Raw genomic sequence first — 21038 nt, forward strand, 5'->3', positions numbered from 1 at the left:
CCGGGACAAATCTTCTGAGAATACATTATACCATATCTGTCAATAGCTCAGACAGGGAAATAGGTCAGCAGTCCGGTGAGGGCGTCGGAGGAGAGCACAGTGCGGCCGTGCTCGGCCAGACTGGCCGCAAGATGGGGGCGGTGGGTCTCGCTGCGGCCAAACTCCGAGAGGCGGGCAGCCGCCTGCTCCGCCCCGGTGGGCAGAGAGATCCACCACCGGTCCTCCCACCACAGCAGGGCCGCGTCCGGCCGGGGAACGGATAGGGCCCGAGCGGCGGCGGCCAGATCCTCCAGGCTGCCGAAGGAGAACCAGCACCGCTCCGGAGCGCGGACGTGGGCAAACACCAGCACCCCGCAGGACTCCGGGTAGGCCTCAATCTCAATGGCCCCCTCCAGGTCGATGCCCGCCTGGCGGAAGGCGGTACGGGTAAGCTCCAGGGCCTGCTCCAGGGTCAGGCCCGCGGAGGTCAGGCCGTGCTCCTTCAGATCGGCGGGGGTGATGTACAGGGCAACGCTGGCGCTGCCGATGGGCTGGATGGTCATAGGCTACCTCCTCATGTGATGAAATTGATTATAGCCGCTCTGCCCAGCGGCGTACAGCTGTAATGATTGGCGGGATTGGAAAAGGTGAGGGTGGCACAAGAACTGGAAGTATGGTATAATGCATCTAACCGATCAAAGAAAAGGGGATATGCCGGATGGAACTGTGGGAAAAGACCGTGGAGAGCGAAACCCTCTTTGAGGGCAAGATCGTGACGCTGAAGCTGGACAAGGCAGAGCTGCCCAACGGCCGCGTGGCCCGGCGGGAAGTGGTGGAGCACCCCGGCGGGGTGGCCATTCTGCCCCTGTTTGACGACGGCACGGTCAGCATCGTGCGGCAATTCCGCTATCCCTTCCAGGAAGTGGTCACCGAGCTGCCCGCGGGCAAGCTGGAGAAGGGAGAGGACCACCGCCCCGCCGCTCTGCGGGAGCTGGAGGAGGAGGTGGGGGTCACCTGCGGCAAGCTGACCTATCTGGGCTGCCTGTACTCCTCCCCCGGATTTTCCACCGAGGTGCTCCACATGTATCTGGCCCAGGAACTGACCCAGGGCGCCTGCCACCCGGACGACGACGAGTTTCTGGATGCGGAGCGGATCCCCTTCTCCCAGCTGGCGGACCAGGTGATGTCCGGCGAGATTGTGGACGCCAAGACGGTGGCCCTGGTGCTGAAAGTCAAGCAGCTGCTGGGTCTGTAAGGACAGGAGGTTACCATGAGCAAGCGTATTTTGATCGTGGAGGATGAAAAGAACATTGTGGACATCCTCAGCTTCAATCTGGGCAAGGAGGGCTACGAGACTCTGGAGGCCTACGACGGCGAGGCCGGTCTCCAGCTGGCCCTGGAGCAGAACCCCGACCTGATCCTGCTGGATCTGATGCTGCCCAAGATGGACGGCTTTGACGTGTGCCGTAACCTGCGCAAGGAAAACCGCTCCACCCCTGTCATCATGCTCACCGCCCGTGAGGAGGAGACTGACAAGGTCCTGGGGCTGGAGCTGGGGGCCGACGACTACATCACCAAACCCTTCTCCATGCGGGAGCTGCTGGCCCGGGTAAAAGCCAACATCCGGCGCAACGAGATGGTGTCCGGCGCCCCCGTCTCCGCCCCCGCCGCCTCCGGCAGCCGGATGGAACTGGGCCGCATCTCCATCGATCCCGACCAGATGATGGTCTATAAGGACAACCGGGCCCTGGACCTGACCCAGCGGGAATATGAGCTCATCAAGTTCCTGGCCGCCCAGCCCGGCAAGGTGTTCTCCCGTGAGGCCCTTATGGAGCACGTGTGGAACTACGAGGGCTATGTGGGCGACGTGCGCGCCGTGGACGTGGCCATCCGCCGCCTGCGTGAAAAGGTGGAGGATGATCCTGCATCGCCTCAGTTCGTGGTTACAAGACGAGGGCTGGGATATTATTTCAACGCCTGATGAAACCGATTCCGGCGGGCCGGGGCAGCGGTCCCTGCCCGCCCTATTTTTGATTCTGACAAGAGAGGAGTGGTCCGCAGTATGTTTCGCAGCCTGCACATGAAGCTCATGCTCATCATGACGCTGCTCATCATTCTGCTGATGACCGTTGTGGGCGCATTCCTCATCAACTCTGTGGCCAACTACTACACCCAGGACTTCTACACCCAGATGTCCGAGGCCTTCCAGGACGCAGTGTTCTGGTCCGACCTGACCACCCCCACTCCCGGCGAGGAGGACGGGGCAGCCAGCATTGCTGAGATCCTCAACACCTACAACGGAACCCTGGGTGTGGACAACCGCAGCCGGAAATACTATGTGCTGGATGGCTCCGACGGCCATTTTCTGGCGGGCTCCGACGATCAGGACGCCGACCAGCCTCTGGACATGGACTCCCGCAATCTGATGCGGGTGCTGGCCGGGGAGGAAAAGAGCGACGACTGCACCCCCTCCGCCTCCTACATGGACGTGGCGGTGGCGGTCCAGCGGGGCGGCCAGCGGTACATCATCTACGTCCGGGACGACGGCACCAACGCCGCCGCCCTGAACAGCGAGCTCATCACCCTCATTGTGGAGGCCCTGGTCTTTGGTCTGGTCATCTCGGTGCTCCTCTCCTTCCTGTTGTCCAAAACCCTGATCACCCCCATTGAGCGGCTCACCGAGGGAGCCGAGCGGGTGGCCAACGGCGACTTCTCCCAGAAGCTGGAGGTGGCCTCCCGGGACGAGATCGGCATCCTCACCGGCACCTTCAACGACATGGCCCGGCAGCTCCACCAAACCCTGGAAGAGGTGGAGAACGAGCGCAACAAGCTGGGCACCCTCTTCCTCCACATGACCGACGGCGTGGTGGCCTTCGCCCGGGACGGCGCGGTGATCCAGTCCAACCCCGCCGCCGAGGAGCTGCTGGGCATGGACATTCCCATCGGCGGCAGCGTCAACTACGACACCCTCTTCTCCGACATCGCCCCCCTCCAGGGGGTGCTGGCGGTGGAGTCCCCCGGCTATCTGGACGGAGTACGCAACGTGGGCGGCAAAAGCCTGGAGCTGCTGCTCACCCCCTTTGACCAGGAGCGGCTGGGCGGCGTGCTGGTAGTGATCCACGACGTCACCGAACAGCACAAGACCGAGGAGATGCGCCGGGAATTTGTGGCCAACGTGTCCCACGAGCTGCGCACCCCCCTGACCAACATCCGCTCCTACGCCGAAACACTGGTGGACAACGCCGGAGAGCTGCCCCCCGACACGGAGAAAAACTTCCTGGGGGTCATCCTCAACGAGTCCGACCGGATGACCCATATCGTTCAGGACCTGCTCACCCTGTCCCGGTTCGATTCCGGCCGGTCGGAGCTGAAGCTGGCCCCCTTCTCCTTCGGGCAGGCGGTACAGGACGTGTACAACGCCATCCTGATGGAGGCCCAGCGCCACGGCCATCAGGTGGAGCTGAAGCTCCCCTCCGCCCTGCCCGACATCGTGGGCGACCGGGAGCGTATCGTCCAGGTGATGATGAACATCGTCTCCAACTCCATCAAGTACACCCCCGACGGCGGCCACATCCGCATCTCCGCCGGCCAGTGGCCGGGCAAGGTGTGGATGGAGGTGGCCGACAACGGCATCGGCATTCCCGAAGCCGACCGGGGCCGTATCTTTGAGCGCTTCTACCGGGTGGACAAGGCCCGCTCCCGGGAGTCAGGCGGCACCGGTTTGGGCCTCTCCATCGCCAAGGAGATCATCGACCGCCACGAGGGCATCATCGAGCTGCTGGACCGCCCCGGTCCCGGCCTGACGGTGCGCATCACCCTGCTGACGGAGGGACCACGCCATGGAAAGGAGTAAGCCCAGACGCCGCCGCAACCGGGGCATCGAGCGGCTCAAGAGCATCCTGATCGTGGTGCTCTCCCTCTCCGCGGTCTACCTGACCTTCCGCGCCCTGGTACAGAACGAGGTGCGCTCCGGCTCCCAGGGACTCCTGGGGTCGGTCCTCTCCCTGTTCCAGGACCAGGAGTCCACAGCACCCTCCAATCCCACCGGCAGCAGCGAACTGACTGCCGCCGCCCGGCCGGTGCGCATCGCCGTATATGACGGCGTCAACCGCTACGCCGTCCAGTATAATACCGCTCAGACCGACAAGCTCTTTGACACCCTGGGCATCCTGCTGGGGGAGGCCCTGACCAGCGCCAAGGCCCCTGGTGAGATTACGGAACAGCAGTGGCAGGCCGCCCTCCAGTCTCCCAGCGTGTGGTTTGACTTTCTGGGGAACATTCCCCTGGAGACTCTCAGCGCCTGGACCGGCGGAGGGAGCGCCAACCATGTCCTGTCCGGCTCCGCCCGGCAGATCGCGGTAGCCCTGGATGGGCAGAACGTGCGGCTGTACTATCATAATGAAAGTGACGGCCTGTATTATGCCTGCGAAACGGCGGTGGCCTACACCGGCCACATGGACGAGCTGGTGTCCGGCTACGGCGGTAACGGCACCTTTTTTGTCTTTGAGCTGGGGGAGGACAGCGGCTACACCGGGCTGGACCCCTATGTGCTCATCTCCGCCTCCACCCCCACGCCCCCGGTCTACCGTGCCTCCAACCCGCTGTCCAGCCTGGAGGAAAGTCTGATCAGTGAGCTCCAGGAGGCCCTGTCCTTCCAGACCGCCTCCTACCCCATCCCCAACGGCATCCGCATCCGGGAAGGCCAGGAGACCCTGGAGATCAACCGGGACGGCACCGTGGTATACAGCACTGCGGAGGACACCGCCTCCCGCTACCTGGTGGGGGACAGCGACGTGACCGAAGTGATCGAAACCACTTATCGCCTGGCGGCCGACACGGTGGGCCGCTACTGTTCCGCCGCCCGCATCTATCTCATGGGCATAGAGCAGACGGAAGCGGGTGTAGAGGTCTCCTACGGTTATTGCCTGAACGGTACCCAGGTCAGTCTCTCCGGTGGCGGCTATGCCGCCCGGTTTACCATCCGGGACGGACAGATCACCGCCTTTACCCTCCGCTTCCGCCGGTATGAGGACGGCGGAGAGGCCGGTCTGCCTCTCCTGCCCGAGCGGCAGGCCGCCGCAGCACTGGAGGCCCTTCAGTCCGAGGAGCGGGAGCTGGTGCTCTGCTACACCGACACCGGCGGTGAAACGGTACAGGCCGACTGGATCGCCCAATAACATTCTGAATTTCCGGCAGGCAGGAGAGAGAGGTTCCTATGGAATGGTCAAAGCTGAAAAACGTGATCCTGCTGATGCTGGTATGTGTCAACGTGATCCTCCTGCTGCTGGTAGGCAGCCAGGAAAACCGGGACCACCGCTATCGGGAGGAGACCCTGGAGGCCGTTCAGCAGGTGCTGGAGAAAGGCGGCATCACCTTTGGGCTGGATGAAGTGCCGGAGGACCTGTCCCTTCCCCTGGTGACTGTGACCCGGGACCGGGACAATGAGGCCGCTGTGGCCGCCGCCCTGCTGGGTGAGGTCACCCTCCAGGGGGAGAGCGAGGTGCGCCCCCGCTATACCGGCCCCGGCGGCACCGCAGAATTCTCCATGAACGGCAGCTTTACCATCTTCCTTCAGCCCGGCGTCCGCACCCTGAAGAGCGGTCAGGATTATGAGGCTGCAAGCCGGGAGTGTTTGCAGACCATGGGCATTACGGGAACGCTGGAGGATCTGGAGATGAGCGGCTCAGACGCCGTGGTCACCTACTGCCAGAGCTGGGAGGACAGCCCCCTTTTCTCCTGTCCGGTCATTTTCTACTGGCAGGGAGAGGATCTGGTTCGGGTGGAGGGCCAGCGGCTGGATGGCACGGTATCGGAGTCGTCCAACACCAAGCTGCTGTCCACCACCACCATTCTGGTCCAGTTCCTGGCCGGGATCAACGAGGGCGGCTATGTGTGCAGCCGCATCGACGACATGACCGCCGGCTACCTGACCTCCAGCAGCACCACCCGGCAGGTCCAGCTCACCCCGGTATGGCGTTTTCTCACCGACACCGGCACCTACTATGTAGACGGAGTCACCGGCGCCTTTACCCCGCTGGAATAAAACACGTAAAAAAGGGAGCGGCGAGAGCCGCTCCCTTTTTTATGTTTGGATTACTCCTGGTCCACAATCAGACCGTAGCCGCCGTCGTTGCGCTTATACACCACGGCAAAGCGGCCGTCCTGGTCCACATCCTTGAAGGCAAAGAAGGTGTGGTCCACCAGATTCATCTGGAGCACCGCCTCGTCCACCGTCATGGGCTTGATGGGGAAGCGCTTGGTGCGGACGATCTTGAACTCCTCTTCGTCGGTGTCAGGAACAAAGGAGGAGATCTCCTCCGCATCCACGCTGCGGGAGAAGGCGTCCTGACGCAGGCGCTTCTCCAGACGGCTCTTATTCTTGCGCAGCTGGCGCTCTACAGAGGAGACTGCCGCGTCGATGGTGGCAAACATATCGGAGGTGCTCTCAGCCACACGGATGATGGTACCGCCGGAGCGGATGGTCAGCTCCACATTGTTGCGGTCCTTTTCCACGCTGAAGACGATGGCGGCCTCCGCATCCGCCTTAAAATAACGGTCTAACTTGCCCACCTTTTTCTCGGCATAGGCATGGACCTTGTTGGGCAGATTGATCTTCTTGTCTGTGAATACGAACTTCATCGTTTTCAACTCCTTCCACCCTCCGAGGAGGGATTGGGTCCCGGCGGGTCCGGTTCCCTGTCTTAATTATACCACGTCGTACGCAGATTGTCACAACTTATTTCAAAATCTTTTGTGAATTTTGCCCATCGTCTTTACCGGAACATGAGCCGCAGCCGCAGCGTCCCCTGCCGCAGTCCCGCTTGGCACAGCTGCGTCCCGGGCAGACCTCCCCCTGGGGACACAGGACGTAATCGCCGCCGGAGATGTGAAGCCGCCGCCCTTCCACCAGGGCCAGAGCCAGCTTTTTCCGGGCAGTGTCATACACCTGCTGCACCGTGGACCGGGCCACCCCCATCTGGGCGGCGCACTCCTCCTGGGTACATCCCAGCAGATCCATCAGGCGGATGGACTCATACTCCTCCACCGCCATCTCCACCGTCCCGTCCGCCGCTCCCTCCAGGGGGCCAAAGCTGCTGTGCCGGGGCAGGGCGCAGATGCGGCGGCATTTTTTCGGTCTTGGCATGGGTCTTCCCTCCTGTTCCTGCTCTCAGTGTAGCAGATTCCCGGTATCTGTCAACCGTCCAAAAAACAAAGCCGCTGCTGATGCAGCGGCTTTGTACTTACAGCTCGGCAAATACCGCTTCCGCAGCGGCCAGAGTAGCCTGGAGCTCCTCCTCCCCGTGGGCGGCGGAGACAAACATGGCCTCAAACTGGGCGGGAGCCAGGGCCACGCCCCGCTCCAGCATCCCCTGGAAGTAGCGGGCGTACTTGCCCACGTCGCTGCCCTTGGCGTCCACGAAGGTGGACACGGCGGTGGGGGTAAAGAAGGGGGCCAGCAGGGAGCCGATCTGGTTGACCACTACCGGCGCGCCGGTTTTGGCGATGGCTGCCCGCAGGCCGCCGGCCAGCTTCTCACCCTTGGATGCGATGTCGGTATAGACCTCCGGGTGCTCCTTCAGATAGTTGAGCTGGGCCAGACCGGCGGCCATGGCCACCGGGTTGCCGCTGAGGGTACCCGCCTGATACACCGGGCCACAGGGGGCCACCTGCTCCATGAGGGCACGGCTGCCGCAGTAGGCCCCCACCGGCATACCGCCGCCGATGATCTTGCCAAAGGTGACCAGGTCGGCCTTCACGCCGAAATACTCCTGGGCGCCGCCCAGGGCCAGCCGGAAGCCGGTGATGACCTCGTCAAAGATGAGCAGGGCGCCGCTCTTGTCGCACAGCTTCCGCAGGCCCTCCAGGAAGCCGGGGGCGGGACCCACTACGCCCATGTTGGCGGCCACCGGCTCCACGATGATGCAGGCAATCTGGCCGGGCCAGGCGTCCAGCAGCTCCTCCACCGAGTGGAGGTCGTTGAACTGGGCGGTGAGGGTATGCTTGACAATGTCCTCTGGCACACCGGCGGAGGAGGGATGCCCCCCCGCCAGGGCGGAGGAGCCGGCATTCACCAGCAGGCAGTCGGAGTGGCCGTGGTAGCAGCCCTCAAACTTGATGATCTTATCCCGGCCGGTGGCCCCCCGGGCCAGCCGGACGGCGGACATGACCGCCTCGGTGCCCGAGTTGACCATACGCACCATCTCGATGTTGGGCACCAGGTCGATCATCAGCCGGGCGATCTCCACCTCCCGGCGGGTAGGCGCGCCGAAGGACAGGCCGTCTTTCACGGCCTTCTCCACCGCCTCCCGGATCACCGGGTGGTTGTGGCCCAGGATCATGGGGCCCCAGGAGCAGACGTAGTCGATATACTTCTTTCCGTCCTCGTCCCAGATGTAGGGGCCGTCTGCCCGGGTGATGAAGCGAGGGGCCATGCCCACCGCCCGGTAGGCACGCACCGGGGAGTTGACCCCGCCGGGCAGCACCTGTACCGCCTGCTCAAACAGTTCCTCTGAGCGTCCCATCAGCCGATATCCCCTTTCTGGATGGCCTGAGCCAGTTCCTTGGCGTAGTAGGTAATGAGCATATTGGCCCCCGCCCGGAAGACGGACAGGGCGGACTCACACATAATGCGGTACTCGTCGATAAGGCCCGCCGCCGCCGTGGCCTTGATCATGGCGTACTCACCGGACACGGAGTAGGCGCACATGGGCAGGTCGTAGGCATCGGAGCACTCCCGGATCACGTCCAGATAGCTGAGGGCGGGCTTGACCATGATGATATCGGCACCCTCCTCAATGTCCAGGGCGCACTCCTTCAGGGCCTCCTTCCGGTTGTGGGGGTCCATCTGGTAGCCCTTCCGGTCCCCGAAGGAGGGGGCGGAGCCCGCCGCCGACCGGAAGGGGCCGTAGAAGGCGGAGGCATACTTGGCGGAGTAGGCCATGATGGGGGTGGCGGTGTAGCCGTGCTGGTCCAGGATGGCCCGGATGGCAGCCACCCGGCCGTCCATCATGTCGGAGGGGGCCACCATGTCGGCCCCGGCCTGGACGTGGGACAGGGCGGTCTTGGCCAGCACCTCCAGGGTCTGGTCGTTGTCCACCTCATGGCCGCAGAGGATGCCGCAGTGGCCGTGGTCGGTGTACTCGCACATGCACACGTCGGTGATCACATAGAAGTCGGGGTACTTTGCCTTGATGGCACGGATGGCCTCCTGGACCACGCCGTGCTCGTCCCAGGCGGAGGAGCCGATGGCGTCCTTGTGGGCGGGCAGGCCGAAGAGAATGCAGTGATTCACTCCGGCAGCCAGGCACTCCTCCACCGCCTGGCACACGCTGTCCAGGCCGTAGTGGTTCTGTCCCGGCAGAGCCTCGATGGGACGTACCCCCTGAAGGGTCTCGTCCACAAAGATGGGGTAGATCAGGCTGTCGGGGGACATGCGGGTCTCCCGGCACAGGCGGCGCACCGCGTCGTTGCCCCGCAGGCGGCGGGGCCGTTGGATCAGTTCCATATCAAACACCTTCTGTTATCAATTCCACCAGCGCATCCATGGTGGCCTCCCGGGCCACCCGCACGGGAATGCTGTACTTCCTGGCTTCGGCGGCGGTCTGGGCCCCGATGCACATACCCACCATACGGGAGAAGTCGGCGTCCTCCCCCACGGAGGAGACAAAGCCCTTCACGGTGGAAGCAGAGGTGAAGGTCACCAGCAGGCCCTCCGTCCCCTCCACCGCCTCCCGCAGCTCCTGAGAGCGGGGGTTGTCGTACACCGTGCGGTAGCTGGCCACATCGTCACAGGCAATGTTACGCCTTGCCAGCGCCTCTGTCAAGGCGGGAGAGCCCTCCTCCGCCCGGAGGGCCAGCACCTTGCCCGTGGCGGGCAGGCCCTCTCCCAGATGGGCAGCGTCATACACCTCCGGCACATAGTCGGCCCGCAGCCCGTGGGCCGCCAACGCCTTGGCGGTACCGGGGCCGATGGCGGCCAGCTTCACCGTCCCCAGGGCACGGGCATCCCTGCCGTGGTCCTCCAGCCACTTCCACAGGGCCTCCACCCCGGCGGGGCTGGTGAGGGCCAGCCACTCATAGCCGGAAAGCTCCTCCATGGCCTTGTCCACACCGGGACAGGGGTCCAGAGGGAGGGTGGCGATACAGGGATATTCCCATACATCGGCCCCCAGCGCCCGCAGCCGGGCGGACAGGGTGCCAGAGCGCTCCCTGGGCCGGGTGACCACCACCCGCTTGCCCTTCAGAGGCAGCTTGTCGAACCAGTCAAAATCCTCCGCCAGGGCGCACACCTTGCCCACCACGATGACGGCGGGGCTCTCCACCCTGGCCTCCTCCGCCACGGCGGGCAGGGTGCCCAGGGTGGCGGAGATGCGCCGCTGGGCGGGGGTGGTCCCCCGCTCCACCACGGCGGCAGGCATATCCGGCTCCATGCCCGCCTCCAGCAGCCCTGTGCAGATCTGGGGCAGGGCGGACACGCCCATCAAAAAGACCAGGGTACCGCGGGTTCGCACCAGGGCCTCAAAGTCGATGTCCAGCTCCTTCCCCGCCCGCTGATGACCGGTGACGATGTGCAGGGAGGAGCAGCAGTCCCGGTGGGTCACCGGGATACCCCCGTAGGCGGGGGCGGAAATGGCAGAGGTGATGCCGGGCACCTCCTCAAAGGAGACACCGTGCTGGGCCAGCAGCTCCAGCTCCTCGCCGCCCCGACCGAAGAGGAAGGGGTCGCCTCCCTTGAGGCGCACCACATTTTTGCCCTCCAGGGCCTTGTCCAGCAGGATCTGATTGATCTGGTCCTGGGGCACCGGGTGGCGGGAGGCCTGCTTGCCCACGTCGATGTGCTCGGCCTTCTCGGGCATCATGGCCAGAATGGCGGGGCTGACCAGCCGGTCATACACCACCACCTCCGCCTTCTGGAGGGCCTCCAGCCCCTTTCGGGTCAGCAGGCCGGGGTCACCGGGGCCTGCCCCCACCAATGTCACTTTACCAGGCATGGATGTCCCTCCTTCATGGAATTGGCCAGCTGCTCCGCCAGCGCGGTGCCCCGTTCTCTGGGTCCGGAGATCTTGTCCCGGAACACCTGACCGGCCTCGTCCACATAGAGGCCGGTGAGGGTAATGTTCTCCCCCTCCAGTACGGCGTGGGCGGCAATAGGGGAGGAGCAGCCCCCGTCCAGCTTGCGAACAAAGGCCCGCTCGGCCCGGGCGCACAGGGTCCCCTCCTCATCCACCACGCCGGTAAGATAGCTCAGGTCCTCCCCGGCCCGGGTCTGGAGGGCCATAATGCCCTGACCGGCGGCGGGGATCATCTCCTCCACGGTAAAATACCGGGTGATGCGCCCCTCCAGCCCCAGCCGCTTCAGACCGGCGGCGGCCAGCACCAGGGCGGAATACTGGCCCTCGTCCAGCTTGCGCAGCCGGGTGAGCACATTGCCCCGCACCGGAGCCACCTCCATGTGGGGGAACAGGGCTTTCAGCTGCACCGTCCGCCGGGCGGAGGCGCAGCCGATGGGCTTGGTGGGGTCCAGTTCGGTGACCCCCTCAGGGAGCACCAGCACGTCCCGGGGGTCCTCCCGCTGGGAGAAGCCCGCCAGGGGGATGGCCGGATTCTCCTCCATGGGCAGGTCCTTGCAGCTGTGTACCGTCAGATCCACCCGCCCGTCCAGCAGGGCGGCGTCCAGCTCCTTGACGAAGAGGCCCTTGCCGCCGATCTTGTCCAGGGTGCGGTCCAGGATCTTGTCGCCGGTGGTCTTCATGGTCACCAGCTCCAGCGTAATATCCGATTGATGGGTGCGGATGGCCCCCATCACCAGCTCCGACTGGATGACAGCCAGCTTGCTCTCCCGGCTGCCCACCCGTATGGTCTTCATTCCAATCCCTCCAGTACGGCCCGGATGGCCTTGGCGGCCCGGGCGGTGCGGGCGTGGTCATCTCCCCGCCCGGCCACGCCGGCCACAATGTTGTCCCCGGTGCAGACGGCGGGGAAAAAGAAGGTGCACTCGTCGGGGGCGTCGGCCACGCTTACCGGGATGCCCAGAGCCCGGGCCTCCTCCCCCACGGCGCGGTTGACGGCGCGGTCGTCGGTAGCGGCCACCGCAATGGCGGCTCCCGCCAGATCGCCGGGGGCATAGGGCCGACCCTCCCACTGTATGCGCCCGTCCAGGGGTTTACACCTGGGGGCGATGACTTTGACCTCCGCCCCGAAGCGGGAAAGTACCTCCGCCCGGCGGCAGGCCACCACGCCGCCGCCGATAACCACGGCAGTTTTCCCCACCAGGTCGATGAAAAGTGGAAAACGGAAGTGCTTTTCCGGCGGCAGGCTCCACCGGGGCCGGGCGGCGGTGTGCACCTCGATCTTGGCGGCGCACCGCTCCAGGTCCTCCGGGGTCAGGTTGTCTTTCAGCCCGCCGGACAGCAGGTCCACCGCCCGGCTCACTGCCAGCTCCACCAGTTCCCGGGCCTCCGGGCCCTCCAGGTCGGTGGACAGCACCCGGGCGGCCACCGCCTGCTTCACCCGCTCCAGGCCGGGCAGGCAGGAGCGGTAATTCTCCCACTGGCTCAGCCGGTCCAGATACTTTTCCACAATTTCTGCCGCCTCCGGTGGAATCTCCCGGCTGGCGTCCACCCCCAGGTCGTCCACATTGTAGAGGGTGAAGCCGGGCAGGGTGGCCACCTGGGGCTCGATATCCCGGGGGATGGCCAGGTCGGCCAGCACCCTGGGCGGATGGGACAGCTCCGCCAGCTCCCAGGCCGTCACGGTGTAGTGGGGGCTGGTGGTGGCGGAGAGCACCAGGTCCATATCCTCCATGGCCTTGTAGCGCTCCTCATAGGGGGTGACGGCGCAGCCGGCGGGCACCACGGTCTCCCCGTGGTGATAGCTGCGCAGGGTGATGGTGACGGCGCACGCCGCCTCGTGGAGGAGGGATGCCGACAGCCGGCCCATCTCCCCGTTGCCGATGACCAGGGCCTTGCGGCCCTTCAGGCCGCCCAGATGGGCCTCCAGCCGGCCCACGGCGGACCGGGCCGCCGACCGGGGCACCCCGATGAAGCGCACCCTGGTCTTGATCTCCTTGCCGGCGGCGGCGGCATTACGGAAGAGGGTCTCCAGCACACCGTCCGCCGTCCCCGCCTCACGGGCGGCGGCGGCGGCTCCCTTGACCTGGGTGACGATCTGATCCTCCCCCCAGATCTGGGAGCGCAGTCCCCCGGCCACCTCCATCAGGTGGCGGGCTGCCTCCTCCCCCGTCCGGGTGACAAAGGCGGCCTCAAAGGGAGCGTGGTCCACCCCGGCCTCGGCGCACAGCAGCCGACCAGGATCGGGGAGAGGCCCCTCCGCACAGGAGAGGTAGAGCTCGGTCCGGTTGCAGGTGGACAGCAGCACGCAGCCCTCCACCCCTTCCCGGCGGGCCAGACGGCGGTCCAGCTCCAGCACCTGGTTGCGGGTGAAGGACAAGCCCTCCCGCAGGTCGATGGGGGCCTTGTGCCAGTCCAGGCCGGTCATGATGAGATTCACGCCTGTTCCCCCTTTTTCACCAGCACCACCGAGAAGTAGCCGCTGCCCTCCTCCAGCTCGGCAAAGCGGGGACACACCAGCTCCCCCTCCATGCCGCAGTTGGCCACCAGGCTGGCCTTGTCCAGCAGGCCGTGATCGGCCAGGGTGGTTTTCAGGGCCCCGATCTCCTTGCCCGCTTTCATAAACACCAGGTTGGCGTCCAGGTCCAGGCAGTCGGACACGTCCTTATGGGAGGCGGGGACAATGAGCAGCCGCTCGCTCTTCTCGCACAGGGCCATGTTCAGCTTGGCGGCCACCGCGCAGAAGGAGGGCACGCCGGGAATGATCTCGGCCTCATAGCCCCGCTCCAGAATCTTCTTATGGAGGTAGAGGTAGGTGGAGTACACCGTGGGGTCCCCCAGGGTGATGAAGGCCACGTCCTTGCCTGCATCCAGGGCGGCGCACACCAGGTCGGCGTTGCGCTCATAGGCCGCGTCCAGGGCGGCATGGTCCCGCACCATGGGGGCCTCGCAGCTCAGCAGCTCCTTGCCCTGGGCCAGCTCCCCCACGATGTTGAGGGCGGTCTTCTCCCCCCGGCCCGCGTCGGGCACAGCCAGCACCGCCGACTGGCGGATAATACGCTCGGCCTTTTTGGTGATGAGCTCCGGATCGCCGGGGCCAACCCCCACGCCGTACAGCATTCCTCTCATTGGTTTTCCTCCTTCAGCATGCGCAGGATCTCCCGCCGGGCCGCCCCGATGGTGGCGGCGGACCGGTCGGCGTCCAGTCCGTCCACGTCCCGCAGCACCTCCATCAGGTGGGCGATGCGGGGCAGACGGAGATGATTGGCCCGCAGGGCCGCCGGGTCGGCAAAGAGGGTCTCCGGCGTTCCCTCCAGCAGAACCTTGCCGCCCCCCAGCAGGTAGGCGTAGTCACAGTACAAGGGCACGATGTCCATATCGTGGGTGGCGATGAGCACCGTCATGCCCAGCTCATCTCGCAGGCGGGTGAGCAGCTTCATGATGTCGCTGACTCCCTGGGGGTCCAGACCGGCGGTTGGCTCGTCCAGAATGAGCACCTCCGGCTCCATCACCAGCACACCGGCGATGGCCACCCGCTTCTTCTGTCCGTAGGACAGGGCATGGGTGGGTTTGTCCCGCAGGTGGGACACGCCGGTGCGCTCCAGGGCGGCCTCCACCCGGCGGCGGACCTCCTCGGCGGGCAGGCCCAGGTTCACCCCGCCGAAGGACACATCCCGGTACACATCGGCGGAGAAGAGCTGGTCGTCCGGGTCCTGGAACACGATGCCCACCCGGCGGCGCAGCTCCAGCAGACCCTTTTTGTCATAGCGCACCGGCTGACCTGCCAGGGTCACCCGACCGCTTTTGGGGGTGAGCACTCCGTTGAGACTGAGGAACAGGGTGGATTTGCCCGCCCCGTTGGCCCCCAGAATGCCGGTGACCTTACCCTGTTCCGCCCCGAAGGTGATGTGGTCCAGGGCCACGGTGCCGTCCTCATAGGTATAACACAGATCTTCTGCCTGGATGGCCTTCACGGCAGCAGCCTCCCTTCCACAAACCAAATGGCGATCTGCCCCGCCGCCGCCAGGGCGGTGAGGGGGAGCAGCCCCCACCCCGGCCGGTATTGGTCGGCCAACGTGGTAAGGCTGCCGGTATAGCCCCGGGACTCCAGGGCGGTATAGATGCGCTCAGCCTTCCGCCAGGAGCGCAGGAACACCATGGAGGCCAGCATCCCCAGGGAGGACACCGACCGGCGGAAGCCCTGATAGCCCAGCCGGGAATCCTGGGCGGTATGGATGTGCTCGGCGGTCTCGGCCAGCACGAAGATGAAGCGGTAGATGAGCTCCATCAGCTCCACCAGCAGCCGGGGCACATGGAGCTTTTCCAGGGCCATGGTCAAATCCGTGACCGGGGTATTCAGGGCCAGAAAATACATGCATCCGATGGTACCCATAGCCTTGCAGAAGATCTGGGCGCCCAGATACAGCCCGTCGGCGGTAAAGCCCCACAGCCTCTCCCCCACCGGCAGGGCGGCCACCATCTCCGTCCCGGCACGGTAGGAGCCCGCCACGATGGTGATGCAGCCGATGACCAGGAATACCAGAGGGACCTTGAGAAAATGGAGGTACACCCTGGGGGACAGGCCCCCCAGGGCGGTAATGAGCACCCCCATCAAAACCAGGGTGGCAAGGCCCACCGCCACGCTGCTGCAGCACAGGCACACCACCAGCGTCACCGCCGTCAGCAGCAGCTTGGGCATGGGGGACACCCGCCGCAGGCGGGACTGGTAGGCGTAGCGGTCGGTGCCCATGGTCAGTTCGTTCCTTTCTCTTTTCCGTCCGGCTTCTTGGTGATGCGGCCCAGGATGAAGCCTACCACCCCCGCGCCGATGGCGGCCTGGAGGGCAAAGAGCAGGGACTCCACTTCCCCGCTGGCAGGCTCCAGAATGGGCTGGAACCAGGGCTCATAGTCGGGGTTGAGCTCCATGATGGCCTCCTCGGCCTGGCCGTCCGCCCCGCCGAACTCCGCATTGGGCAGCAGCCACAGGGGTACGGCGGCGATGAGCACCACCAGAAGGATCAAAATCAAATTTTTCTGCCAAACTTTCATATCCGTCCCCTCCTTACAGCACCTGCAGCTCATGAAGCTCGGTCTTGCTGTACTTCTCCAGCACGTTGAAGATCACCACCGTCAGCAGGCCCTCGGCAATGGCCAGAGGGATCTGGGTAACGGCGAAAATAGTGAGGAATTTCACCAGGCCGCCGTTGACCACCGTCAGCTGGAGGGAGGTGACCACATAGGTGAACAGGTCACCCAGCGCGGCCGCGGCGAACACCGCCACAGCGGCGGGGGCCTTGGCCTTCCGCAGCAGCTTGTAGACCAGCCAGGACACGATGGGTCCGGCGATGGCCATGGAGAAGGTGTTGGCGCCCAGGGTGGTGAGGCCGCCGTGGGCCAGCAGCAGGGCCTGGAAGAGCAGCACGATGAGGCCCAGCACCGTCATCACCAGGGGCCCGAACAGGATGGCGCCCAGGCCCACACCGGTGGGGTGGGAGCAGGAGCCGGACACCGAGGGGATCTTGAGGGCGGAGAGCACAAAGGCGAAGGCGCCGCACATGGCCAGCAGGATCTTGGCCCGGGGGGCCTGATCGATCTTCTTCTTAATGGAGAAGAAGCCGGCCACCAGGAAGGGGACACACACAGCCCCCCAGCCGATGGCCCAAGGCATGGGCAGCATGCCCTCGGCGATGTGCATGGCGGAGGCGCTCATGGTCATCAGACCCAGCAGCCCCACCAGCACCGCCGCGGCGCGGACGGTTTTGTTGGCAGTCAGATTTCTCATACTCGTTTCATCCTTTCCTATCACTCGTAGGTGGTTGGATTGTCGGGCCGGGCAAGGTTTTCCGGCTTGAGTCTCTCTGCCGCCGCGCGTCTTCCCAGGTGACCCCAGTGACATGGTGCCCGGCGGCTCTTCTCTTACGGCAGCGGGACTGCGCGGGATTTCCACCCGGCTTCCCTTTTCCCGGCCCTCTCTATGCAAACAGGCTTACGCCTGGAGTTGTTTTGCCTCTCCGGCGTGCTTGACGAAGAGGGCCTGGATGCTGGGGAACTCCCCCAGACCCTGGAGCACGCAGCTGACGGCGTAGCCCTTCTGCTCCAGCAGGGACTTCCAGGAGTTCTCCTCCTCCCCCGCCAGATCGTTTTTGGCGTGGTCCCCCGCCACGATCATCAGGGGCCGCAGCTCCACCTTTGCGGCGCCCAGCTCCCGGATGCGGCGCACCGCCTCCCCAAAGCCGGGGTAGCCCTCCACGGTGCCGATGACCACGTCCTTCCGGCCCAGGTCGTGGAACACATACTCCAGCAGGGCATAACAGGAGTTGGCAAAGTGCTCGGTGCCGTGGCCCATGTAGAGGATGGCCTTGCCCGCCTCCGCCTCCGGCAGGTCGTGGAGCAGAGCCTGTACCGCGTCCAGATAGTCCCCCGTCTCGGTAAGCAGGGGGCGGCCGAAGGTCAGCTTTTCAAACCGGCCCTCAAAGGGGGTGGCCAGGTCCATCATCTTGTCGTACTCGTCGCCGTTCATGATGTGGGTGGGCTGGACCAGCACGTCGGTATAGCCCTCCTCCGCCAGCTTCTCTAGGGCGGCAGGCACGTCGTCGATGTGGGTGCCCTCTTTTTCCAGCTTGCGCAGGATCATGCCGCTGGTGAAGGCCCGGCGCAGGGTGCGCTCCGGAAAGGCGGCGGCCAGGGCGTGCTCAATGGCGGCGATGGTCTTTTCCAGGGTGTCCCGGTGGCTGGTGCCGAAGGACACCGCCAGAAGGGCTTGTGTGTTCATTTCCTTCACTCCCGTACGTTGTTGCTGGCCTGATAGAGCAAGGCGTTGCAGATGGCGGCGGCAATGTTGCTGCCCCCCTTGCGGCCCCGGGCCACGATGTGGGGGGTATCCATGGTGAGGAGCAGCTCCTTGCTCTCCACCACGTTGACGAAGCCCACCGGCACGCCGATGACCAAGGCGGGAGCGAGCCTGCCCTCGTCTATCAATTCACAGATCCGGACCAGAGCGGTGGGGGCGTTGCCGATGGCAAACACCAGGGGTCCCTCCAGCTGGGCAGCCCGCTCCATGGACACGGTGGCCCGGGTCTCCCCCCGGGCCTTGGCCTCAGCGGCCACGTCCGGATCGGACATAAAGCACACCGCTTTCCCGCCGAACTTCTCCAGCACCTTCTTATTGACGCCGGAGAAGGCCATCTGGGTATCGGTGACGATGGTACAGCCCCCCTTGATGGCGGCGATGCCCGCCGCCACCGCGTCGGAAGAGAACACCAGGTTGTCGGCGTAATCAAAGTCGGCGCTGGTGTGGATGGCCCGCTTGATAATGGGCAGCTGGTCGGCGGGAAATACCCGCTCACCCAGCTCCTGGCCGATGATCTCCATACTTCTGGCCTCAATGTCAGCGGGAGCCACCCGCTGTAATTCCACTTTTTTCATGGGTCATTCCTCCCCGTTCAGGATGCGGTAGATCCGCTCCATGTCCAGACTGGCCCGCAGGCCGTCGGCCAGCTTGTCATACTGCCGCTGGGCATACTCCTGCCAGTCCACGCTGGCGGCCTGGCCCTCCAGGCCCTTGGCCTTCATCAGGGCATTCACCAGGGCCTCAGCCACGCCGGCCTTGTCAAAAATGCCGTGGACGTAGCAGCCCCACACGTTGCGGTTACTGAGGCCGTCGGTGTGTTCCTCCCCGGTCTGGGTGGCAAACTGCACCAGGGGGGCGGCGGCGCTCTCCGTTCTGCCCATGTGGATCTCATAGCCCTCAAAGGCCACCCCCGCCAGGGGGGCAAAGATACCTTCGGCCTGGGCGAAGGTACCGGTCACCCGGGTGCGGGTCTTCTCCCCCTGGAACACGGTCTCGGCGGGCAGCAGGCCCAGCCCCGCCAGGGTGCCGCCCCCCTCCACCCCGTCGGGGTCGGAGACTGTGTTGCCCAGCATCTGATAGCCGCCGCAGATGCCCACCACCGCGCCGCCCTTGGCGGCGTGCTTCAGGATGGCCCCCTCCAGGCCGCTCTGCCGCAGCCAGCGCAGGTCGTCCATGGTGTTCTTGGTGCCGGGCAGAATGATGAGGTCGGGGTGGCCCAGCTCCCCCACGCTCCCCACATAGCGGAGGGAGACCTCCTCCATCCGCTCCAGGGGGTTGAAGTCGGTAAAGTTACTCAGCCGGGGCAGGCGGATGACGGCAATATCCACCAGGCCCACTTTACCGGATTTGGACAGACGGGCAGACAGGGAGTCCTCGTCGTCCACGTCCACCTCCAGCATGGGTACCACGCCCAGTACCGGCTTGCCCGCCAGCTCCTCCAGCTGGGCAAGGCCCGGCCGGAGAATTTCCACGTCTCCCCGGAACTTGTTGATGATGAGGCCCTTTATCAGGTCCTGCTCGTCAGGGTCCAGCAGCTTCACCGTGCCGTAGAGGGAAGCAAACACGCCTCCCCGGTCGATGTCGCCGCACAGCAGCACGGGGGCTTTGGCCATGCGGGCCATGCCCATATTGACCAGATCGTCCTCCTTCAGATTGATCTCCGCCGGGCTGCCCGCCCCCTCGATGACGATGATATCATACTCCTCAGCCAGGGAGGAATAGGCCTCCATCACGTCGGGGATCAGGTTTTTCTTATACTGAAAGTAATTTCCCGCCTTCATAGTACCCCGGGGAATGCCGTTGACGATGACCTGGGAGCCCACGTCGCTGGTGGGCTTCAGGAGGATGGGGTTCATCCGCACGTCGGGAGCTACCCCCGCCGCCTCGGCCTGCATGACCTGGGCACGGCCCATCTCCAGCCCGTCGGGGGTGATGGCGGAGTTGAGGGCCATGTTCTGGGACTTGAAGGGGGCCACCTTGTAGCCGTCCTGTTTGAAGATGCGGCACAGCCCCGCCGCCAGCAGAGACTTGCCGGCGTTGGAGGCGGTGCCCTGGATCATAATTGCCTTTGCCATCACTGCACCTCGCTGAGGGCGGCCAGCAGCCGCCGGTTTTCTGCCTCGCCCCGGACGCACACCCGGTACCAGTCGGGGCCCAGTCCGTGGTAGTTGGCGCAGGAGCGGATGAGCACCCCCCGCTCCAGCAGCTTTTCTTTCAAATTTGCCACGCCGGGCAGCCGGAACAGGAGATAATTGGCCTGCCCGGGGATGACGGTACAGCCCGCGGCCTCCAGCCCCGCAGCCAGTCCGGTCCGGGTGGATTCCACCATGGCCCGCCCCTCCGCCGCCCAGTGGGGGCAGCTGGTGAGGGCGGCCACGCCCGCCGCCTGGGCGGGGGTGGACACGCTCCAGGGCTGGGCAAATTTGCCCAGCTGCTCCCGCAGTCCCTGGTTGGCGGTCAGGCAGTAGCCTAGCCGCAGCCCTGCCATGGCATAGCTCTTGGTGAAGGCCCGCAGCAGCACCAGATTGGGGTAGTCTTTGAGCCGGGGTGCCAGCCCCGGCCCGCCGGTGGCCAGAGGCAGGAAGCACTCGTCCACCGCCAGCACCGCGCCCACCGCGCCGCACCGGTCCAGCACCGCCTCCAGCAGGTCTCCGTCAATGAGCCGCCCTGTGGGATTATTGGGGGTACACAGGAACACCAGGTCGATGTCCGGTCCGATGGCGTCCACAAAGCCAGCATCCAGGTCAAAATTCCTGCTCTGATCCAGGGCGTAGCGGACCATCTCACATCCCATACAGGTGAGGGCCTCTTCATACTCGGAGAAGGTGGGGGCGGTGACCAGGGCTTTCCTGGGTTTCAGGGCGAAGGCCAGCCGAAAGATCAGGTCGGCGGCTCCGTTGCCGCACACCACCTGCTCCTCCCCCACCCCGTCGTGGGCGGCGATGGCCCGCCGCAGGTCCCGGCACAGGGGGTCCGGGTAGCAGGCCGACTGGTCCGCCGCCTGCCGGGCCGCCTCCGCCACCGGGGCAGGCATCCCCAGGGGGTTCAGGTTGGCGGAAAAGTCCAGGACCTCCCCGCCGTAGGCGGCCTGGGCGGTGAGAATGTCGCCGCCGTGGGTGTAGACTGGCATAACAACGCTC

General features: G+C 65.1%; 22 protein-coding genes and 1 riboswitch. Of the genes, 5 read left to right on the forward strand and 17 right to left on the reverse strand.

The genetic code is table 11. The features are described from left to right. Positions 1 to 47: 47 nt before the first annotated feature. On the reverse strand, positions 48 to 542 hold the full coding sequence (locus B5G34_RS09175; protein ID WP_087336331.1) for a hypothetical protein: 495 nt from the start codon (positions 540 to 542) through the stop codon (positions 48 to 50). A gap of 155 nt (positions 543 to 697) precedes the next feature. Here B5G34_RS09175 and B5G34_RS09180 point away from each other — a divergent pair, with 155 nt between their 5' ends. From B5G34_RS09180 to B5G34_RS09200, 5 genes are all read left to right on the forward strand, one after another. Then, the gene (locus B5G34_RS09180; RefSeq protein ID WP_087336333.1) at positions 698 to 1234 is read left to right on the forward strand and encodes an NUDIX hydrolase; all 537 of its coding nucleotides are present in this window, start codon (positions 698 to 700) and stop codon (positions 1232 to 1234) included. 15 nt (positions 1235 to 1249) lie between these two features. Then, positions 1250 to 1960 (forward strand): response regulator, encoded by a 711-nt coding sequence (locus B5G34_RS09185; protein WP_087336335.1) that lies wholly within the window; start codon positions 1250 to 1252, stop codon positions 1958 to 1960. Positions 1961 to 2041: 81 nt separating this feature from the next. Beyond that, a complete protein-coding gene (locus tag B5G34_RS09190; RefSeq protein ID WP_087336337.1) occupies positions 2042 to 3832 on the forward strand; it encodes an ATP-binding protein in 1791 nt (596 codons plus the stop codon). After that, positions 3819 to 5156, forward strand: coding sequence for a hypothetical protein (locus tag B5G34_RS09195; RefSeq protein WP_087336339.1), 1338 nt, complete (start codon positions 3819 to 3821; stop codon positions 5154 to 5156). The genes B5G34_RS09190 and B5G34_RS09195 overlap by 14 nt, the downstream gene beginning before the upstream one ends. A gap of 38 nt (positions 5157 to 5194) precedes the next feature. After that, positions 5195 to 6022, forward strand: a complete 828-nt coding sequence (locus B5G34_RS09200) for a hypothetical protein (protein WP_087336341.1) — start codon at positions 5195 to 5197, stop codon at positions 6020 to 6022. A 50-nt stretch (positions 6023 to 6072) separates the two neighbouring features. On the opposite strand, the gene raiA is transcribed toward B5G34_RS09200, so the two are convergent. The 16 genes from raiA to cobD form a co-directional block, all read right to left on the reverse strand. After that, complete coding sequence (gene raiA / locus B5G34_RS09205) at positions 6073 to 6618, reverse strand: ribosome-associated translation inhibitor RaiA (RefSeq protein ID WP_087336343.1); 546 nt, start codon at positions 6616 to 6618, stop codon at positions 6073 to 6075. Between the two features lie 97 nt (positions 6619 to 6715). Continuing rightward, positions 6716 to 7123 (reverse strand): DUF134 domain-containing protein, encoded by a 408-nt coding sequence (locus tag B5G34_RS09210; RefSeq protein ID WP_087336345.1) that lies wholly within the window; start codon positions 7121 to 7123, stop codon positions 6716 to 6718. A gap of 97 nt (positions 7124 to 7220) precedes the next feature. Continuing rightward, on the reverse strand, positions 7221 to 8501 hold the full coding sequence (gene hemL, locus B5G34_RS09215) for a glutamate-1-semialdehyde 2,1-aminomutase (protein ID WP_087336347.1): 1281 nt from the start codon (positions 8499 to 8501) through the stop codon (positions 7221 to 7223). Then, entirely contained in the window at positions 8501 to 9484 is a 984-nt protein-coding gene (gene hemB, locus B5G34_RS09220) for a porphobilinogen synthase (protein WP_087336349.1), read from the reverse strand. The genes hemL and hemB overlap by 1 nt, the downstream gene beginning before the upstream one ends. 1 nt (position 9485) lies before the next feature. Then, positions 9486 to 10970 carry a uroporphyrinogen-III C-methyltransferase gene (gene cobA, locus B5G34_RS09225; protein WP_087336351.1) on the reverse strand — a complete coding sequence of 495 codons (1485 nt, stop codon included), beginning with the start codon at positions 10968 to 10970 and terminating at the stop codon, positions 9486 to 9488. Then, complete coding sequence (gene hemC / locus B5G34_RS09230; RefSeq protein WP_087336353.1) at positions 10955 to 11845, reverse strand: hydroxymethylbilane synthase; 891 nt, start codon at positions 11843 to 11845, stop codon at positions 10955 to 10957. The genes cobA and hemC overlap by 16 nt, the downstream gene beginning before the upstream one ends. Further along, positions 11842 to 13488, reverse strand: coding sequence for an NAD(P)-dependent oxidoreductase (locus B5G34_RS09235; RefSeq protein WP_242956947.1), 1647 nt, complete (start codon positions 13486 to 13488; stop codon positions 11842 to 11844). Before B5G34_RS09235 ends, hemC begins: the two co-directional genes overlap by 4 nt. Further along, positions 13485 to 14177 carry a precorrin-2 C(20)-methyltransferase gene (gene cobI, locus B5G34_RS09240; RefSeq protein WP_087336355.1) on the reverse strand — a complete coding sequence of 231 codons (693 nt, stop codon included), beginning with the start codon at positions 14175 to 14177 and terminating at the stop codon, positions 13485 to 13487. The genes B5G34_RS09235 and cobI overlap by 4 nt, the downstream gene beginning before the upstream one ends. Beyond that, positions 14174 to 15022 carry an ATP-binding cassette domain-containing protein gene (locus B5G34_RS09245; protein ID WP_087336357.1) on the reverse strand — a complete coding sequence of 283 codons (849 nt, stop codon included), beginning with the start codon at positions 15020 to 15022 and terminating at the stop codon, positions 14174 to 14176. Before B5G34_RS09245 ends, cobI begins: the two co-directional genes overlap by 4 nt. Further along, positions 15019 to 15798: a cobalt ECF transporter T component CbiQ gene (gene cbiQ, locus B5G34_RS09250; protein ID WP_087336359.1), complete on the reverse strand. Its 780-nt coding sequence runs from the start codon at positions 15796 to 15798 to the stop codon at positions 15019 to 15021. Before cbiQ ends, B5G34_RS09245 begins: the two co-directional genes overlap by 4 nt. A 2-nt stretch (positions 15799 to 15800) precedes the next feature. Then, entirely contained in the window at positions 15801 to 16097 is a 297-nt protein-coding gene (locus tag B5G34_RS09255; RefSeq protein WP_087336361.1) for an energy-coupling factor ABC transporter substrate-binding protein, read from the reverse strand. Positions 16098 to 16110: 13 nt separating this feature from the next. Then, positions 16111 to 16830, reverse strand: a complete 720-nt coding sequence (locus B5G34_RS09260; RefSeq protein ID WP_087336362.1) for an energy-coupling factor ABC transporter permease — start codon at positions 16828 to 16830, stop codon at positions 16111 to 16113. A gap of 32 nt (positions 16831 to 16862) precedes the next feature. Beyond that, a riboswitch (cobalamin riboswitch) is annotated at positions 16863 to 17059 on the reverse strand. Continuing rightward, positions 17035 to 17820: a sirohydrochlorin cobaltochelatase gene (locus B5G34_RS09265; protein ID WP_162609457.1), complete on the reverse strand. Its 786-nt coding sequence runs from the start codon at positions 17818 to 17820 to the stop codon at positions 17035 to 17037. (Overlaps the previous riboswitch by 25 nt.) 5 nt (positions 17821 to 17825) lie before the next feature. After that, positions 17826 to 18473 carry a precorrin-8X methylmutase gene (locus B5G34_RS09270; RefSeq protein ID WP_087336364.1) on the reverse strand — a complete coding sequence of 216 codons (648 nt, stop codon included), beginning with the start codon at positions 18471 to 18473 and terminating at the stop codon, positions 17826 to 17828. A 3-nt stretch (positions 18474 to 18476) separates the two neighbouring features. Next, positions 18477 to 19973, reverse strand: coding sequence for a cobyric acid synthase (locus B5G34_RS09275; RefSeq protein ID WP_087336366.1), 1497 nt, complete (start codon positions 19971 to 19973; stop codon positions 18477 to 18479). Then, complete coding sequence (gene cobD / locus B5G34_RS09280; protein WP_087336368.1) at positions 19973 to 21028, reverse strand: threonine-phosphate decarboxylase CobD; 1056 nt, start codon at positions 21026 to 21028, stop codon at positions 19973 to 19975. The genes B5G34_RS09275 and cobD overlap by 1 nt, the downstream gene beginning before the upstream one ends. Positions 21029 to 21038: the final 10 nt, after the last annotated feature.

The organism is Flavonifractor sp. An82 (genome assembly GCF_002159265.1).
GTDB lineage: Bacteria > Bacillota > Clostridia > Oscillospirales > Oscillospiraceae > Flavonifractor.